We start from the raw sequence: 18,608 nt of genomic DNA on the forward strand, positions 1-18,608 counted from the left end.
TTTGAACTGTACATTAGGCATTAAAGTTCATTATAAACAACGGGTTACTTTCATGGTTCTTGTGCGCTAATTTTCTTGTACAGATAAACAAGCAATTAGATCATGGGTAACCTAAAGCATCGAATGAACGCGTTTTTTAAGGTATGGCACGACGTCAGACTCAAACCAAGGATTCTTCTTTAGCCATAATGTGTTGCGTGGAGAGGGGTGAGGAAGCGGGATAAAGTCCGGTTCCCAATCCTGCCATTTCTGAACGGTTTGCGTGAGTGTCTTCGGTTTGTCGGTGAGATAGTACTGCTGTGAGTACTGACCAATCAGCAGAGTCAGCTCTATATTGGGCAACTGCTCAAGAATCTGTTTATGCCAAGCGGGCGCACACTCTTTGCGAGGAGGCAAATCGCCAGAGTTCCCCTTGCCCGGGTAGCAGAAGCCCATCGGGACAATGGCTATTTTGTTTGGGTCGTAGAAAGTATCTTTGTCGATATCGAGCCATTGGCGTAACCGATCGCCGCTTGGATCGTTCCAAGGTATCGAGGTTTTGTGCACTCGTGTCCCCGGCGCTTGTCCGATTATTAGTATGCGTGCGTCTTTTGCAGCTTGCACGACAGGGTTTGCGCCCAAAGGTAAATCGTCTGCGCAGATCTGGCAGGTTCGCACTTGCTTTAGCAATGTTTCTAGAGACATAAAACGGTTAATACCCTTTATCGAAATCGACTTGGTTGTTAATAGAGAAGCCGTCCCTCCAACTCAAGTAGTTGTCTGCAAAAATGTCGACTACTTGCTCAGGGAAACTTAACGCCGCGATGTGAGGAGTGATGGTTACTTGCGGAAGTTTCCAAAACGGATGTTGCGGTGAAAGTGGCTCTTGTTCAAACACATCGAGAAAAGCATGTTCCACCCAGCGATTCTTGAGCGCGAGCAACAGACCTGCATCATCAATCACATCGCCTCTTCCAACATTAAATAGCAATGCCTGATTAAGATGGCTTAACACTTCACTATTGAGCAAACGTTGCGTCTCTGGCGTGCTCGGCAGCGTATTTACCACGATATCCGCTTGGTGAAAGGCGCTGGCGAGTTCATTGATATGAAAAGTTTGATTGAATTCACCGCCAGAAGTAGGGATGCCAGTACGATTGAACCCTATGGCTTTCATGCCCATCAATTGTGCCGTTTTACCCAAATGACTGCCGATGCTGCCGGTGCCGAGAATCACCATGGTTTTGCTTTGTAGCGAGGTATACAGATGCGGCTGCCATTGTTTGCTCTGTTGCTGCTGGTGGTATTGCATGAAGTGACGGAAGTGAGCAATGCTGTAACCAATCACGTACTCAGCAATCAATGGACCAAAAATACCGCGAACATTAGTCAGGGTATAATCTCGGCGTAAATTCGGCATCATCAGAGCATTCACTCCTGCAAATGTTGATTGCACCCACTCAAGCTGTGAAAACTCGTCTAACCTTTGTGATAGTAATGGTGGATCCGCCAGTACGATCTGAGCATCTTGAGGTTTGTTTGTGATGGCCAGATCGGGCAGATTTTTCTCCGCCAGTAACGTTTCGTAGGTGTCGCGATGCTCTGAGAGCAGGAAAATCTGATTTGGATGCTGCATTAACTTTTTTCCCTGTGATGAATCAAGTACACTTTCGCTGATTTTTTCTTCAATGATTGAGTGACTATGCTTAAGAATCCTCTTCAGGTTCGTTTGGAAAAACTAGAACCTTGGCAACAAATTACCTTCATGGCGTGCCTGTGTGAACGCATGTATCCAAACTATGCGATGTTTTGTGAGAATACAGAATTTGCTGAGCCACGTGCTTACCGAGCGATTCTTGATAGTGTATGGGAAATTCTGACGGTTAAGAACGCGAAAATTAACTTCGAACGTCAATTAGAGAAGTTAGAAGAATTGTTCCCAAGTGCAGATGAGTTCGATTTTTACGGTGTTTATCCAGCGATGGATGCTTGTCAGAGCTTGTCGACACTGCTGCATGGTCTGTTGGATCGCGACTACCTTTTCGATTCAATGCTTAAAGTGAGCCAACAGTCGGTACAAACCGTTGCTGACCTAGAACAAGCACAAGGTGCAGAGCCAATCACAAACGACAACCAAAAAGAAAATGAAGCCGTGTGTGAAGAGTGGGATGTTCAGTGGGCTATCTTCCGTCCACTGCGTGAAGCGGTAGAGCGTGACATCAGCCTGATTAAAGATTTGCGTGAAGAGCTACGCGAAGAGGCCGTGAGCAACATCGGCATTGCACTTTAATTGTTGAATAGATAAAACAAAGGCATCCATGGTGGATGCCTTTTTTATTTGTGCGTTTGAGCTGTTATGCCCAAGGCTGATTACGATTCTTTAGAGTCTGGTTTGGTTGGCTCTTGAGCTTCTGGCTCTTTGTCCTGTTTCTCCAGTTGTTCCTCTTCTTCATCGTCATCGCGGCTTTCAATTACGCCGTGCTTTTCTTTCCAGCTTTCCCAACGTTGGTAAGCCAGTTCTTGCATGTCTGTGCTCTTATCCGCTTCATCGATGATCTCTTCACCCAGTAGGTGCTCAAAGATGTCCTCTAGCGTCACAAGACCTTGTACCGTGCCGTATTCGTCAACCACAAGCGCCAGTTGCAGGCGGTGAGTCATCATTTGGTCGAACACTTTAGGTAGAGCGGTGTTGTTTAATACCACTTGGATAGGGCGCATAACCGAACCAAGTTGTTTTTGGCCGCTGCCTGATTGTTGCAGCTTGAACAGCTCTAGACGGTGCACAAAACCAATGATGTTGTCTTTCTGCTCGCTGTAAACCAGTGGACGAGAGAAAGGCGTCTCCTTGTGTTTCTCTAGGAAGTCATTGATGGTCATAGTCGCGTCTACACGGAATACGACCGGACGCGGTGTCATGACTTGCGTTACTGGTACGTCTTGAATGCCTAGCAGGTTACTCAGGATTTTTGATTCACCCTCTGCGAACTCGCCGCTTTCTTTCGCCAGAATAGCCATTGCTGACAACTCATCACGCATTTTTGGTGCTTCGTGGTTACGAGCAAGACGTTTTGTGATTTGCTCTGAGAACCATACGAATGGTGTTAGTGCCCACACCATCCAGCGAAGTGAAACCGCTGCAGCTGGTGCAAGTTGGCGCCAGTATGTCGCACCAATTGTCTTAGGTACGATTTCTGATAGAACAAGAATCGCTAGTGTCAGTACAGCAGAGAAGATACCTAGCGCTTCGCTACCAAATACCACTGCCGCTTGCGCACCAGCCGTCGCCGCACCGATAGTGTGAGCAATGGTGTTTAGCGTCAAGATAGAAGCAAGTGGTCGGTCGATGTCTGCTTTTAGCTTTTCTAGCTGAGCAGAAGCCGGGTGCCCCTGTTGTTTGAGCTGCGCAATGAAGCTCGGACTGATACTTAGAAGTACCGCCTCCAGTACCGAACAGATAAACGAAATGCCGATAGCAATAGAGATATAAATGGATAACAGCAGCATAGTTGCCCTTGAATGTAATGTGATAGTCGGGATTTTAAGCGATTATAACCGCAAAAGTGCCTTATAAATCGGTCTTATTGCATTAGAAAGCAAGAGCTTTCCTCGTGCAAGTAGTAACAAATTGTGAGTTATTACTCATATTATGGCTAAAACTGCGTCAGAAAATCGAAAGATCGCTTACAAACCTTTGCCAGATGGGGCATTTATGTTTTAGAGTGAGATGAATTCGATAACATATGAGAAGGGAAACCTAATGAACAAGACCCAATTAATCGACTTTATTGCAGAGAAAGCAGACCTATCTAAAGCACAAGCTAAAGCTGCTCTTGAAGCAACTCTTGAGGGTGTTACTGGCGCTCTTAAAGAGGGTGACCAAGTTCAACTAATTGGTTTTGGTACATTCAAAGTAAACCACCGCGCTGCACGTACTGGTCGTAACCCTAAGACTGGTGACGAGATTCAAATCGCAGCAGCTAACGTACCTGCATTCGTAGCAGGTAAAGCGCTGAAAGATGCATGTAATTCTTAATTGTTTTGTTTCATAATTTGTGAATAACTTAGCAAAGCCCTTATTTATTAAGGGCTTTTTTTGTATTCAGAGAGAAATATCTTTCTAGATTTCGTTTCATTTGATTTTACTCCTTGAGAATATTCATTAATAAAAAAATATGTCTCATAATTGACGTGTATCTCGCGGTGCCCTATGTTTTAAATATTCGTATATAAATATGGAGTTTCAATGTGAGCGAGGTAAATCTAGTCGATGTCACATTTACAAGGCTCGGCAGTGTCAAACTAAAGCTTGTTGAAATAGATGGGCAGATTGAAATGCTAAGTGCGGGTTACTTGCTCCAGCGTTTCGATAGTGGAAGTAAGCCTAATACAGTAAAAAAAGACGCGCAGTCAATCCAGCACCTTTATCGTTTTTGTATATCAAGTCATATAGATATTCACAGATACATCTCTTCACAGACACCGTTTTCGATAGGGTTAATCGAATCATATTCAGCTTATTGCTCAGCAGACATTAACACTGGAGCACAGGTTGGTAGCGGGCACTACGAACAACGTATGAGAGTGAGTTGGCGCTATATCAAGTGGTTATGGTTGTTCTATCAGAATCGGACAAAGAATAGTTTAGACAGTTTACAGGCAGCTAAAATACAGTATACCGCAATGGAAGAAGGGTTTAAGTTGTATTTGAAATCGCCATATACCTCTGCGGAGCCTAACAAAGAAGGTTTGTCTCCAGAGTTAAGAGGCAAATTCTTTAATATTATTAACCCTCTCCCAGAAAATCATTCAAACCCTTGGAAATCCCAAAAGATTCGATGGCGAAACTATGCCCTTCTGTTGACGATGGTATTGGGAGGGAATCGCAAAGGTGAGTCTCTGTTGCTTAAGCTCAATCATTTCTCATTATCAGGTCGTCGCAAATATTTTGAAATATTGAAATCTGGTGACATTGACTACCCTAGAAGTGAAGCTCCATCCGTTAAAACGTTAGGTAGGGAAGTGGAACTAAACGATATGATGGCAAACATATTCGAGCACTATATATCCCACTGGCGAACTCAATTTAGAGGGGCTAATGAAAGTATGTACATGTTCCTTTCAAATAAGGACGGTAAACCACTTAGCGTGCAAACGCCAAACGCGATACTCAACGAACTAATAAAGAAACATCCAGAATTTTTAGGCCGGTTATCACCTCATAGACTTCGAAATACATTCCATGACGTACTTAATGATGCGCTGAACTTGATGAACATTGGTGAATCTTCGTTAAGTAAGAAATTAAATAAAGCACCGATACAGGAATACGCAGGGGGGTGGAGACGAGGTAGCGAAATGGTTAATCGCTATCCTAAAGGCTCAATTCAGCGAGAGGTTGGGCAATTACACCAAACCATTCAACGTAAAATATTAGAGCCAACTGAGTACGCAGAAACTAAGAGAAAAGAACAAATTGACCAATCAGATGCCGAGTTTGAAGAATGGATGAATAGCCAATGAGCACAAGCAATGGTGTTATTAGCACTGATGAATCAGTGTTAACACGTGAAGAGAGAACAGTTCAGAATCGATTAGGATATAACGTTGAGCTGTATGATGAGACGGGGAAGTTTAATGATGTAGTGCTCTTGCCCGATGATACAAGTGTGGTTGTTAGACTCCATTTTGCCAGTATCAATGAGCTAGGGTTTGAGCTGAAAGAGATACTTAAAGGTTACTACGCCTACTTGTTGCCTCGTTATTTGCCTAGCTCAATGAGAGTGCATCATGATGCCATTGCTTGTTTGTCTGAGAATATCGTTATCGGCAAAACTTTTGATGAAGCAATAGATGAAGTTGTGATAGCTAACCCTGCAAGTTTTGTTAGTCCTATTAAATCACTGGTTCGCTACTTGATCTTACATGAATACGATGCGCTATCTTTTGACAAAGCGGAAGAGACTTTAAGGCTTGAGGGGTACTCATCGAATAAAAATGCCTACTTGACCCTATTCACAATGGATGAAGAGCTAGGACCTTTTACTCGCGAGGAGTTGCGAGTATTAAACGAAGCGTTGAAAAATGAAGATATTCATATCGCAGACAGACTTATCCTCGCACTTTGTATCCAGTTTGGCCTAAGACCAATACAGATATGCTTACTTAAAGAAAAAGACTTCATTGAAGATGTTGAGTTAGGGCTTTGTTATCTCAATGTCCCAAGAGTAAAGCAGAAAGGTATGCAGTATCGACGTGATGAGTTTACTAAACGCCTTGTTGATGTTGAGTTGGCTGATCTAATTAAAAGGGTTATTAACAATAATCGCGAAAAATTCGCTGACCTTACCTCCTCGGAATCTCCAATGTTTTATAGGAAAACAAAGATCAATTGGGGAGGTAGGCTTTATCTGGATACACATATTAGAGAGTTTGATCTTGCACATAAATCAGGCTTTGTTTACCACTTACAGCCTCAAACTGTGCGTTCAAGACTACAAGACAGCTTGGTTAAATATCTACCGTTATCTCCAAGAACAGGAAAGCAATTTCATCTTACGCCTTATCGTTTTAGGTACACTCTTGGCTCTAACGCAGTCATGGAAGGCATGACCGAAGAAGAAGTTGCAGACTTATTAGATCATAGCTCGACACTTTGTGTTAAGCATTATTTTCGATATACCCGAGAAATGTGGGAGTTGCTTGAAAATGCCACGGCAAAAAGGACAGAGCAGCAGCACTTTACGGCTGCATGGAATCGAGAAGAAGATTTAAGCGGTAATATTTACGGTAAAGAAATAATCGAACTTCACGCATATACAGCGATAGGCAAATGTCAAAAAGAAGCAGCTTGTTACTTGGAGCCAGCAGTAGCTTGTTATTCCTGCGGTAAGTTCTGCCCTAACAAAGATAAAGCGTCCCATAATAATGCGTTAACCTCACTTCAAGACCGAAAACAACACTTCGTCGATAGTGCATCAACAACGCTATCTAAACAGCTTGATGAAGCCATTGCGGGTTGTGAAGCGGCAATCGCATATGCCGGAGGTGGAGAAGTAATCAATATTAATGAAGGAAATGGCGATGAGTAATTTAATTAACCTAATTAAATTAAAGCAAGGAATTAACACTCAGAGCTTATCCGAACTTGAGCAGCAAGCCAAAGAACGATTTGAATCTTTGCCGTTGATACCTGGTAGCGCTTGGGGGGATGATAGTTGGTCATATTTGAAACTTAGCCAAAAGGTTCATTTTAAAATGATAGGCGGAGAGCCGTTGCCGAAAGAATTTGTCACCTTAAGTAAAGTTTTCTTGGTTAACATGCTTTGGAATCAAAGGTTGCGAGCAGAGCCGTATTCTTTCTCCCATATTAGAACCTCTATTGAACCCATTAAGATATGGGCAGAAAAGGGATTTAAACAATTATCAGATATAAATCAAGATGCGTATGATGCGTTAATTGTTTACTTAGGTGAACGGTACGCTGAGCCAGCTACTAACGGCGTGGGATTAAATCGAGTCATAAACTACCTCAACGATTACCATTTGTTGTCGACCAATATTGATACTGTGAATATACGTAAAGCCTTGGGAAACACAGATGAGTTTGGTCGAGCTCAAGCAAAAAAAGAAAAGATGCCTTTGCCTGATCTAGTGAAAGCGGTGATTCATCTTAAATGGGCTGTTGATGATAGATTTGATGGAAGTACAAAAGCTATCAACGACAAACTCTGCATTCTGACCCAAGCATTCCAGTACGGGTTAGGATTAAGGCTTGGAGAAGTATTGCGCTTGCCACTCAATCCGTTAATTGAAATGGATGGAGAAGTGTTCTGCCTTGTTTGGACAGAGAAAGGCTCCGAGCCAATGGCAAGATATGTTCCGACAATATGGCGCAAACCATTAAAAGATGCCGTTGATGAAATACACAAGCTCACCAATACCTATAGAGACGCAGCCATTCAGTTTGAACAACATGGGACATTGAGTTTTTTCGATGAAAGATTTGAGGCGTACGTTCAAAAAAAAGAATCTTCTTTTGAAAAGAAGGTCCGCCAGTTGGATGAATTACTGTTGTCAAAGAAGTTGGACGCAGAGAAGCTGTGGCAGCTAAAAACAAAAATCAGCACCGATGAACGATTCGAGCTTAAGGTATTAGCGAGTATTTTGCCTATATCCTCTGGCGCTAAAGATGCCACTTCCCTACTGAAATATTATAGAAATATGGGATTTGAAGTGGTAAGTGAATCGCTAGGGACTTTTAAAAATAATCATTATGTTACAGGCGAAACCATTGCAAAGGGTATTGATGAAATTGTAGCAGTGAGGGCTGCACATGTTACTGTGTCGGAGTTACTTAAGATACTCAATATTTGTTCAGCTGAGGGTGAGAAGAATAGTTCAAAAGATACCCTTATTCGAGAAAAGATCATTACGCTATATGGAAACTATATTGCGCTTACCTTTGCTAATGACGTCAAATTAGAAAAGGCATCAAAGGTGGCGGTGATTCGTCGTGAGGATGCAATAGATATCATACGAGACTATACACTTGGCGGTTACGATCACCTTAAATGGATACCTCTAAAAGAGCTAGAAAGCATCTTGCCTGAGTTTTTTAATCAAAAAACAGCAGGAAGGACTTACCTGCAAAACCTTGGGTGCAATGAAAAGGTCACTTTTTATGTTACGTCGATAGGAAAAAGAGAGTTTATAAAGACAAAAGGTTACTTGGCTGATTTTGATAAAGTTAAGAGTTATTTTCGGGTGCAGTATGAACGCATGAATTTAGATCTCGAACGAGAATTAATCGAAAAGTCTATTCATGAATATGAACTGGATGATATCGAGATAAGCTCAAAATCCTTCAGTATTCGTCAAAAACCATCAGAGCATTTATTTTTACGTGCAGGAATGTACGGAGGAAAGTTCTACGAACACTTACCTCAGATTTTAGGGTATTACGCTATAACGTATTTCTTTGGAGGCAATGATAGACAGGACAGCGCTTTTGTTCGTTACGGCATCGACGTTGATGCTCACGTAGCTGATAGTTGGCAAAGTCACAAGGGAAGGCACTGGCAAACGACTAGCTTATTTAGAGCTGGCTTGGCTGAATTGGTCGTGAATAAGTGGATGGGACGAACAACTGGGCAAGGCGAAAACTACGATCATAATACTGGGCGTGAACGAGCAAAAGTTGTTGGTGAGGCCATGCTAAATGACTCAGAGCGCTTTTTAGGTGATGTTCCAGATAAGGTAAGAAGGTGGAAACAACAAGAAATTCCAACTATTAACTTACCCGAATATTTAACTTCTACTCTTCAATCAATTCAATATGGCCCATTAGGTTATTGCACTCGGCCCTTATACCTAAAGCCTTGTGAGTTTAACTTAAAATGCCTAACTGGTAATGAAGGTAAAGGGTGTAAACACTACATATATGATTTACATGACCCTTCTCATAAAGAAAAAATCACCGCAGAGCGTGATAGATCGTCCTTAGAACTATCTAGGCTATTTGAGGTATACGAAAAAGGGGTTGAAGCAGCCAAGATGCACATCGAGCACCATATGGTAATCCTTAGAAACACTACATCGATATTGGATAATGCAGAAATCATTCTAAATGATAGTCAACTCGATAAGCTCCAAGACTTTATGCCATTTAGAAAGGATGGTTCATTTCCTGATGATTGCCCATTTCAGTGTGGAGGTAATGAGTAATGGCGACGACCAAAGAAGAGTTTGAAAGTGCATTTAAAATTTTAAGTCAATTTGAAAGGCAACTTATACCAGCACAAGAGTTCGGGTGGGAGTTCATTACTAGTCGAGTGAAGCCTTCAAAGGCAACCCTCTGGAGAAATTTGGAGTTCCGCGATGAGTTTGTTCGCGTGAAGAAACTAGTTGGGGCTTATAAAAAAGGGAAGGCAGGTTATGATCTTAATGCTTCAAAGGAATCAACTAAGGATGCTGAGATAAATAAATTAAAAAGAAAAATTGAAGAGCTAGAAAGTCAATTGTCCAGAGAAAGAGAAAGGCTTGCTTATGCCGCCGTGGTAGCAAGACGAGAGAATATTGATCCAATTAAGTTTGAAGAAAACTCTCCTCTTCTAGGCGCTATAGGACGGAAGAAAAAATATGGCTAACGGACAACAAAAAGCGCGACAAAACCTTGAGGCATTTGAGGTCTGGAAAGCCACTCAGTCGGACGATGACTTTAAACAAATCGTGTTCAGAGGCCAACTTAATCGTATTGAAGTGGCAAAGGGTATTGGTTGTGGAAAGTCGGCGTTAAATCAAAACTCTGCCCTCAAAAAAGCACTAAAAGCCTTAGAGGATGAGCTGCGCGGTAAAGGTGTCCTGCCACCGTTGACCGATGCTGCCAAGAAGAATACGGATAAGCCCAAAGCCTATGACAACACAGCAAATCGAAAGCTGCTCGATTCAAAGCGAGTATCGTCATTAGAAGCTGAAAACATTGAGTTGAAAGCCAAGGTCAAGGAGCTTGAAAAGCAACTTGAGCGCTTCGGTGAACTGTCTGAAACCCTATCCGAAATGGGGATGATGCCACGATGAATACTGCTTTGTATGAAGACCAAATGCGTGTAACCAGTATCCCTTATCGCTCGAATAAACTCGTGATATTCAGCGGTGTGCCGCTGGCGAAAAACTCTTACAAAACCAATAGTGGGAAGTATTACGTCACTATCAAAGCCGACCCCGACAGCATCCCTGTGCTACCCACGTTGGGTCAGCATTGGTCAGTCAAGGGCGCTCGCCAGATAGAAGATATGGAGGTAGGCGATTATGTCATGCAGCAGCACACGTATGAATCCCCCAAGCATATTGAATGCACTTTACCCGAAACAGGCGAGCAACTGATACGCTTTATTGCCAGAGAAAGTGACTTCAAGGGTATAGGCGAAAGCAAGGCTAGAACGCTCTGGCAGCTCTTGGGTAAAGACTTCCATGCCACACTGAGGAATGACACCCCAGAGTCCAGAAAGCGTCTAGCATCGATTCTGAACGAAGATTCAGTTGAAGCGCTCTTTAAGGGGTACGCCAAATATAAAAATCTGGCACATTGCAACTGGATGAGCGAGCACAGAATCCCTGCCAGTGTGCAGCAACGGCTGCTCAAGTATCACGGTGAAGCCTCCATAGAGGTCATTAAGGATAATCCTTATGCTTTGATGGGCTTTGGTCTTTCGTTCTGTGCCATTGAAGATATTATCAAGGTAACGGATTTTAAGAGCGATGCTGCGAAGGATGACCCAAGAAGGCTCAGTGCTGCTCTTGAAATGGCGATTCGCAAGGAGATTGAAAAAGGTCACACCTATACCACTCATGCCAATGTGCGCCCTTACCTCAACAAACTATTGAAATGCAAAACACTGGTCACTCAAGCGTTCCAATCAGGTCATGATAAAGCTCAGTATATTTTAAATCCCGACACAGGAGCCTACCATCCAACGGCGCAACTTCTGATGGAAAGTGTCGTTGCCAAACGGCTAAATACACTGATTAAGCGAAATAACTTGTTTGATGAAAACGCCAATGCTGCGTATTGCTCTGCGGTTGCGGAGCTTCCCTACGAATTAACTCCTAAACAAATCGAAGCCGTCACAACGTGCCTGGATCATTCGGTAAGCTGTATTACGGGCGGTGCAGGAACAGGCAAGACAACGGTACTCAGAACGGCTCTCAGGGCTTACCATCAACTTGGATTTGAAATACACGCCGTTGCGCTCAGCGGTCGTGCTGCAATGAGACTTCATGAGTCCATCGGTTTTGTTACCTCAACCATTGCCAAATTGCTGCATGAAGACCCCATAGAACCTAGTATCGAGAAAACAAATCACCTACTGGTGATTGATGAGGCAAGCATGATTGACTTGCCAACTATGTATCGTCTTGTGAATCACATTCACCCCTCTGTACGATTGATATTCACTGGCGACCCCGATCAACTTCCACCAATTGGCTGCGGCAAGGTATTGGCAGACATCGTTGAAGCAAAAGCGGTGGCTAATACGATGTTAGATATCGTCAAGAGACAGGAAGGTTCAACGGGTATCCCCGAATACTCAAAGCTTATCAATCAAGGTGTGATGCCTGATCGATTAAGTGCGGGAGCAATACACTTTCACGAAACCAGTAAAACAGACATTGCCAAAGTCTGTTGTGAGCTTTACCAACAGTGCCCTGAAAATAGTCGCATCATGGCTCCAACCAAGGCACTCGTATCAGAAATCAATAAACTCACCCAACAAGCCGTTAACCCAGATAGCACTAGCCTTGAGTTCGAAATCAATGGTGATAAGTTCTTTTTACCTCTTCGCATGAATGATGCAGTGCTATTTACGCAGAACCATTATGACAAAGGCATTCAGAACGGCTCACTTGGTATACTAACCAACACCAAACCTTCTGGTGATGGTTACGGTGAAGTGACGCTAGATACAGGTGAAAAGGTCGAGATAACACAATCCGTTCTCGATTGCATGGAGTTAGGTTACGCAATCACCCTACATAAAGCTCAAGGGTCGCAGTTTCCACGCATCATCATCGCTCTGCAAAACGGAAGAATAGTAGATAGAGCATGGCTCTATACGGCAGTCACGAGAGCTGAAAGCGAAATTCATATCGTTGGAAGTAGTGATGACATGAGGCAAATCACCGATGCACCTAGCCATTCTCATAAACGGAATAGTTACTTAAAAGAGCTGTTAAGGTAGCTATTTCAAACACCAAAATGCCTCATTCCCCGTGTTTCTTACTTTACGACTCCCAATTCGCATAAGTTGAGCTTTGAAGCCAACCTAGCATCACACGCTGGTTTTGATGATTTATATAACCTTTCTAATGAGGTTCAGTTTGGCGCTAAGTATTTTAGCAAGGTCAGGGAGTATGTAGCGGACTAGAGGATTTTCTAATCTGACTGAAGCATTTTAATCTCGGGTGTGGCGGCGAAAGCTATCATCATTAACCATGAGCTAAGTTCATGAAAAAAGTTACTTTATTTTCTCATATTGGAATTGTTGCACAATGGAGGCTATTCTAAAAGGAAATAAAGTAAAGGATGCCATATGGTTGGTCATAGTTGGTTAATAAATATTAGGCAAAGAATTACTAAACTCAGCTGGATAATTGCCATACTTTGGGCATCCAATACCTTTGCCCATGAAAAGCAACAATTGGTTTTTGGCGTTGTTCCGCAACAATCTGCTTCTAAACTGGCTCAGCAATGGCTACCATTATTAAGTAAATGGGGTGAACTTGCTGGTTTCGATATCAAGTTCGCAACGGCTCCTGATATTCCCACATTTGAGGAGCGGTTGCAGGCTGGCGAGTATGATATTGCGTATATGAATCCATACCATTTTATTCTTGTGAATCAAAACCCCGGCTATACTGCGATTGCCAGAGCAAAAGACAAAAAGATAACTGGTATTTTAGTCGTTAGAAAAGATTCTGACTTATCACTCGGCGACCTTCACAATAAAACGATCGCCTTTCCCGCCCCTAGAGCTTTTGCCGCATCAATAATCACTCAATCAGAGTTAAAACAGAACGCTGTTGATTTTAGTACCAAGTATGTTGGCTCTCACGATTCAGTGTATCTAGGTGTATATAAAGGACTTTATGTCGCTGGCGGAGGTATCAAGCGCACATTTGATAGTTTGTCCCCCAAAATTCATAAAGAACTAACTATTTTATATACAACTAAAAAATATACCCCTCACGCAATAGCCATATCAAATAGGCTGGATAGGTCTATTGAAGCGGCCTTAAAATCAACTATCCCAACTCTAAATACCGATCCGAAAGCCATGAAAAGCTTTACCGCATTGAGCATTAAAGGCTTGCAGCCAGCAGAAGATGAGGATTGGAGCGATGTAACTAATCTAAACATCAGTCGCTAGAGAGGTACAAATGACGCTTAGATCGAAAACTATCTTAGGGATAGCATTAATTGAAGCACTAGCCTTAGGTATTCTTATTGTAAGTGGTTTGAACTGGTTAAAAAGTTCAAATGAAAAAAGCTTGGAAGTTGGTAGTCAAAATCTTGCAAGTGTTTTTGCTCAGGCGTCATTAGAAGCGGTTATTGCAACAGACTTAGCCTATTTAGATAGTTTTGCCAATGCAGTAGTAGGTGAACATAAACTAGCTTATATTCGGATCGTTGATAATGATGGCGTTGAACTTACAAAACAAGGACATTATGAAAATGTGGATACAGTCTCTCGTCCATTTGACGCAGAGGATGGAGTTTATGACGTAACGAGTGAAATTAACTTAGATGGCCAAACATTTGGTACCGTTGAGATGGGAGTTTACATAAACCATATTCATGAATTGTTGTCATACGCAACTAAAGCCAGTTTCGCCATTGCAATCGCCGAAATGGGGTTAGTGGCACTATTCTCTTTTGCACTCGGCACTTATTTAATGAGGAGATTAGATTCGCTGAGAGAAGGAGTTTTACAGATCTCGCAAAAAGGTCCTGGCGCAAAGATTAAAATTTTAGGTAACGATGAGGTAACAAGAGTCGGTGAGGCCTTCAACTTGATGTCTAAATCCTTAGAGGAAAGCCAAAATAAATTAGCAAAAGAGTATCAAACGCAGCAGCGTTTAGTTACGAAAATAAGACAGCTCGCTGAGGTTGCTGAGCATGCTCGAGACGCTATTATCATAGCAGATCCTGACGGACAAGTTTCTTGGGTTAACCCAGCATTTGAAAGTTTGACCGGCTACGATTTGTCAGAAGTAGTTGGAAAATCACCAGGAAAACTTCTTCAGGGGGAAAAGTCGGACCCAAACACAATAGAATTATTATCTCGAAGTGTGCACGAGAAAAAACCTGTTCGCGTTGAAATCCTTAATTATACTAAGTCTCGAACATCTTATTGGGTTGAGATTGAGCTTTCTCCAGTGTTTGACGATAACGGAGATTTAGTGAGGTATATCGCTGTTGAGAGAGACATTACTGAGCGGGTTGCAATGGAGAGTCGATTGTCAGAAGCAGTGGAGGAGGCTAACAGAGCTACACAAGCTAAATCAGCATTCCTAGCTACAATGAGCCATGAAATTAGAACTCCACTAAATGGTTTACTAGGAATGTTACAGATACTAGTTGATGATATTAAGGATGATGAGCAAACGAAGATTTTACGTTTAGCACTAGATTCTGGTGAGCATTTAATATCAATTTTAAATGACATTCTTGACCTTTCTAAAATAGAAAATGATGCGCTAAATATTGACTCGCACATTTTTTCAATGAGCGATGTATTGAGCCCAGTAATAAGCACTTATAGAAACTTGTGTTCTGAAAAAGGTCTTTTGTTAATTTTAAATAATAATTTGGATGATGATCAAGTATTTCTTGGGGACTCGGTCAGGATAAGGCAAGTTTTATTAAATTTAGTCGGTAATGCTTACAAGTTTACGCATAGTGGGTCTATAAAGTTAACTGTATCAGCAAAGTCAAATTCACGAGTTGAAATTTCGGTTGAGGATACAGGAATCGGTATTTCTGATAAAAACATTAAAAAAATATTTCAAGAATTTGAACAGGCTGATGTTTCAACATCTAGAGAATACGGAGGCTCAGGACTAGGCTTAACTATTTGTAGAAAATTGGTGGGGTTAATGGATGGGCAGTTAACCGTACAAAGCGAATTAGATAAGGGTAGTAAATTTAGTTTTGTTATTCCTTTACCTATAAGCTCAAGCTCACCTTCTGGCTCAAGCCAATCATACGCAAAAGAGTTAGACTTTTCTTCTTATCAAATACTAGTGACAGACGACAACCGAATGAACCAAATTGTTGCTAGGGCACTTTTGGAAAAACTGGGAACAAAAGTAGTTACGTGTAGTAGTGGTGCTGAAGCGATAGAAAAATTATCTGCTGGGGCATTTAACTTGCTCATTATTGATAATCATATGCCAGAGATGAATGGTATTGAGACAGTGAGAAAAATTCGCTCACATTCGAATTCGGAATTAATAATATTTGGATGGACAGCAGATATTATGCAAGATTCCACACAATCATTTCTTGATGCTGGAGCAAATGAGGTGCTAACCAAGCCATTAATTAAAAATGACTTGATTAGTGCATTGTCACTGTACCTGACAATAGTACAAAAATCTGCATAATCATTTCCTATAGTATATGTTCATCCCTGATGATATATGAGTGGCTGCCTACGATTAATACAAGTTTGAACTCTTATTTCTCAAGCTAAGATTATCAAGAATAATTGATGTAGATTACCAATCTCTAAGGTGTTTTTGTCCAAATATATGCCGGCACTTATCTCGGCAAATACTCCTTTTGCCCAAGTTTGCTAGACCAATAGAAAAAAGAGGCTTATGATCAGCCTCTAGTTTTTGGTGCGTACAACGAGGGTTACGGTAAATACAACTATCTAAACAAATCAATAGAACGGGAGTAAATAGGGGTAACTAATGGATGGTGATTTAGCTTTACTAAAGCAATTCAACGAAAAGTCAAAGAAACAAGCAACGATCTATGCCAGAAAGTATCACTATGACTGCGATGGGGAGTTTTCTGTCAATTTCTATCAAATGAGTTCAGGCTTAGACGATTCGACCGGAGCTTGCCGATTAAAATACTTAGGTTGCTTTAATGACCACGCTCTTAGCCAGAGGGCTCTTGGTTTTGATTTTTCCACTAATGAAGTAACTGTTCCAGGTTATCCAATGTCTAGATATTCCATCTCTGTCGATCAATTCAGAGTTGAGTTCAAGTCGTCTCACATCGTCAAAGATTTGTACTCCTCTCTTATCGAATTCCCAAGATACTGGGAATCAGACTTTGAAAAAGTTAAGGCTGACTATCCAGAACAGGCCAGAGAAATCGCAGAGCTTCTCGATCAAAGAATATCTTATTTAGCCAGCATTCAATCATCGAAAGACTACAAATCCTCATGGGTTTACTATCAATTTATAGGTAAGCTCGATGCCTTAACCAACGCAATAAACGGTAGAATCCTTAAAGGGACTCGCTACTTTTATAGCCCTGAGGCGTACTTCAATAAATATTCTTCTCGATTGGTATCGTTATCAGCAAGAGAGAAAGCAGAACTTCACCGCAGATTGAATCGTTGGGATTGAACAATAGAAATGATGGGGAGAACTTTTTTTGGTAGTCATTATGCCCATTATGGTAAATCAGCCGTCGAAAATCATGCTTCTAGCACTCTGGACGATGCTTTTGCAAAAAAATCTACCGTCACCCCAAACCCAGTTTGAAAATTTGTGACAGATCTAAGCGTTGATAGTTAGATATTTAGCGGTGTACAAAAATGTTCTTCGATTGCTACGAAGCTCTCATTTTTAAATGTTTCAACTGGAAGTATCGTTGTAGTTGGTAAGCTCATTTGTGTCCAAAAACGAGTTACGGAGGCACTTCTACTGATGGTCAAGGAAATTCATAAATACCTAGTGAGCAGTGAGAGCATCGCCTTGCTAAGTCTTCAAGGATAAGAAGCGCACATACTAAAAAATATCCTGCGCAATTAAACCATTTACACACATAAAAAAACGTTTACTACTGAACTGAACTGAACAAGAATGAATGAGTACCGCAGATGGATTCGCTGCATTTTGTTTCAGTTGTGAAGTAGCTTGGGTTGGACTTTACATTTGTAGTTGTTTTGCTAAATGGTTTCATATACTCTTCCTTAAAGGTCTTAAAATGACCCGAAAAAGGCAATATTGAAACGATTTTTAGTTGGTAAATCCATTCGCATCATGATTATTGCCCATAAAGCAATGGGTTAACTCACTCACTCGGTGAATGAAACGAATTTTACTGTATGTACTAAAAGAATCAGTAAACTAAGTTAAAATGCACCGAGGTATCCTGCCTCGGTGCAATTTCATGAAAAAACATCTACTCACTTCACTCCTACTATCAAGCCTTGCTCTTGTTGGTTGTTCTTCTGTAGAAACCCCAAACCTAGACCAATTTACCCATTTCTCTGGCGGGAAAATCATGGGTGATGCCACCAGTTTATATTGGATGACTGAACGTCTAACACGTGTTAGTACGGCAGCAGACTATGTCACGATGGGCGATTACGGTTCATATCAGAGTGATTATCGTTGGGATGACGGTGAGCTCAGAGAGTTGATTCGAAAAGGTGAGCAACTCGATGCCAAACAAGGATTGGTGCCTTTTCAAATCCACATTCGATTTAATAAAGATGGCGACGCGATTTATCAGCAGTACCGTGTGAATGGAAAAGTGTTGCCTTTACAACGTGACCAATTAGAGCGTTACAAGCAAGAGGCGAACGATGTCGTTACGTCTATCAAGAAACAATCTCGTGATGGCCAGAGCCTAATCCAAGGGTATTGGGATGGTGAAACCTTCGAAACCTGCAAAGGTCGTGAGTTTGCTACGCTGGAGTTTAACCAGACCCTGCCTAAGTTTGTGATTGATAGATTGGCGTCGGTGGACAGCTACATAGCGTTTATCGGTAAAGAGTCACGTAATACCGCTACGGTGGATGAATTGCTGATGCTTAATGATGATGACTTTGATTGTGTACCGCGACCGAAGTTGATCTCTGAATAAACATGGCTTCGAGCTG

Annotated in this window: 15 protein-coding genes; 12 read left to right on the forward strand and 3 right to left on the reverse strand. The window is 41.8% G+C overall.

The window, feature by feature from the left end:
* Positions 1-111: 111 nt before the first annotated feature.
* Together KJB05_RS01020 and KJB05_RS01025 are read right to left on the reverse strand one after the other, a co-directional pair.
* On the reverse strand, positions 112-684 hold the full coding sequence (locus KJB05_RS01020) for a uracil-DNA glycosylase family protein (RefSeq protein ID WP_208445615.1): 573 nt from the start codon (positions 682-684) through the stop codon (positions 112-114).
* A 7-nt stretch (positions 685-691) separates the two neighbouring features.
* On the reverse strand, positions 692-1,615 hold the full coding sequence (locus KJB05_RS01025; RefSeq protein WP_045410650.1) for a D-2-hydroxyacid dehydrogenase: 924 nt from the start codon (positions 1,613-1,615) through the stop codon (positions 692-694).
* 66 nt (positions 1,616-1,681) lie between these two features.
* Between KJB05_RS01025 and KJB05_RS01030 the strand changes: the two genes are divergently transcribed.
* Positions 1,682-2,269 carry a DUF416 family protein gene (locus KJB05_RS01030; protein ID WP_005434878.1) on the forward strand — a complete coding sequence of 196 codons (588 nt, stop codon included), beginning with the start codon at positions 1,682-1,684 and terminating at the stop codon, positions 2,267-2,269.
* An 80-nt stretch (positions 2,270-2,349) separates the two neighbouring features.
* On the opposite strand, the gene KJB05_RS01035 is transcribed toward KJB05_RS01030, so the two are convergent.
* Positions 2,350-3,483 (reverse strand): hemolysin family protein, encoded by a 1,134-nt coding sequence (locus KJB05_RS01035; RefSeq protein WP_005434876.1) that lies wholly within the window; start codon positions 3,481-3,483, stop codon positions 2,350-2,352.
* Between the two features lie 253 nt (positions 3,484-3,736).
* On the opposite strand from KJB05_RS01035, the gene hupA reads away from it, so the two are divergent.
* The 11 genes from hupA to KJB05_RS01090 all read left to right on the forward strand — a co-directional run bounded on the left by hupA (position 3,737) and on the right by KJB05_RS01090 (position 18,592).
* On the forward strand, positions 3,737-4,012 hold the full coding sequence (gene hupA, locus KJB05_RS01040) for a nucleoid-associated protein HU-alpha (RefSeq protein WP_208445614.1): 276 nt from the start codon (positions 3,737-3,739) through the stop codon (positions 4,010-4,012).
* Between the two features lie 212 nt (positions 4,013-4,224).
* Positions 4,225-5,499, forward strand: coding sequence for a tyrosine-type recombinase/integrase (locus tag KJB05_RS01045; protein ID WP_208445613.1), 1,275 nt, complete (start codon positions 4,225-4,227; stop codon positions 5,497-5,499).
* On the forward strand, positions 5,496-7,067 hold the full coding sequence (locus KJB05_RS01050; protein WP_208445612.1) for a site-specific integrase: 1,572 nt from the start codon (positions 5,496-5,498) through the stop codon (positions 7,065-7,067). The genes KJB05_RS01045 and KJB05_RS01050 overlap by 4 nt, the downstream gene beginning before the upstream one ends.
* Positions 7,060-9,702, forward strand: a complete 2,643-nt coding sequence (locus tag KJB05_RS01055; protein WP_208445611.1) for a hypothetical protein — start codon at positions 7,060-7,062, stop codon at positions 9,700-9,702. Before KJB05_RS01050 ends, KJB05_RS01055 begins: the two co-directional genes overlap by 8 nt.
* Positions 9,702-10,124: a hypothetical protein gene (locus KJB05_RS01060; RefSeq protein ID WP_208445610.1), complete on the forward strand. Its 423-nt coding sequence runs from the start codon at positions 9,702-9,704 to the stop codon at positions 10,122-10,124. Before KJB05_RS01055 ends, KJB05_RS01060 begins: the two co-directional genes overlap by 1 nt.
* Positions 10,117-10,554 (forward strand): VPA1267 family protein, encoded by a 438-nt coding sequence (locus KJB05_RS01065; protein WP_208445609.1) that lies wholly within the window; start codon positions 10,117-10,119, stop codon positions 10,552-10,554. Before KJB05_RS01060 ends, KJB05_RS01065 begins: the two co-directional genes overlap by 8 nt.
* Entirely contained in the window at positions 10,551-12,716 is a 2,166-nt protein-coding gene (locus KJB05_RS01070; RefSeq protein WP_208445608.1) for an AAA family ATPase, read from the forward strand. The genes KJB05_RS01065 and KJB05_RS01070 overlap by 4 nt, the downstream gene beginning before the upstream one ends.
* A gap of 351 nt (positions 12,717-13,067) precedes the next feature.
* Positions 13,068-13,904, forward strand: coding sequence for a phosphate/phosphite/phosphonate ABC transporter substrate-binding protein (locus KJB05_RS01075; RefSeq protein ID WP_208445607.1), 837 nt, complete (start codon positions 13,068-13,070; stop codon positions 13,902-13,904).
* Between the two features lie 10 nt (positions 13,905-13,914).
* Positions 13,915-16,143, forward strand: coding sequence for an ATP-binding protein (locus KJB05_RS01080; protein WP_208445606.1), 2,229 nt, complete (start codon positions 13,915-13,917; stop codon positions 16,141-16,143).
* A gap of 312 nt (positions 16,144-16,455) precedes the next feature.
* Entirely contained in the window at positions 16,456-17,124 is a 669-nt protein-coding gene (locus KJB05_RS01085) for a hypothetical protein (RefSeq protein WP_208445605.1), read from the forward strand.
* Between the two features lie 769 nt (positions 17,125-17,893).
* Positions 17,894-18,592, forward strand: coding sequence for a DUF1481 domain-containing protein (locus KJB05_RS01090; RefSeq protein ID WP_020198120.1), 699 nt, complete (start codon positions 17,894-17,896; stop codon positions 18,590-18,592).
* Positions 18,593-18,608 lie beyond the last annotated feature (16 nt).

The sequence above is a fragment of the Vibrio sp. B1ASS3 genome (assembly GCF_905175355.1).
GTDB classification, from domain to species: Bacteria; Pseudomonadota; Gammaproteobacteria; order Enterobacterales; family Vibrionaceae; genus Vibrio; species Vibrio owensii.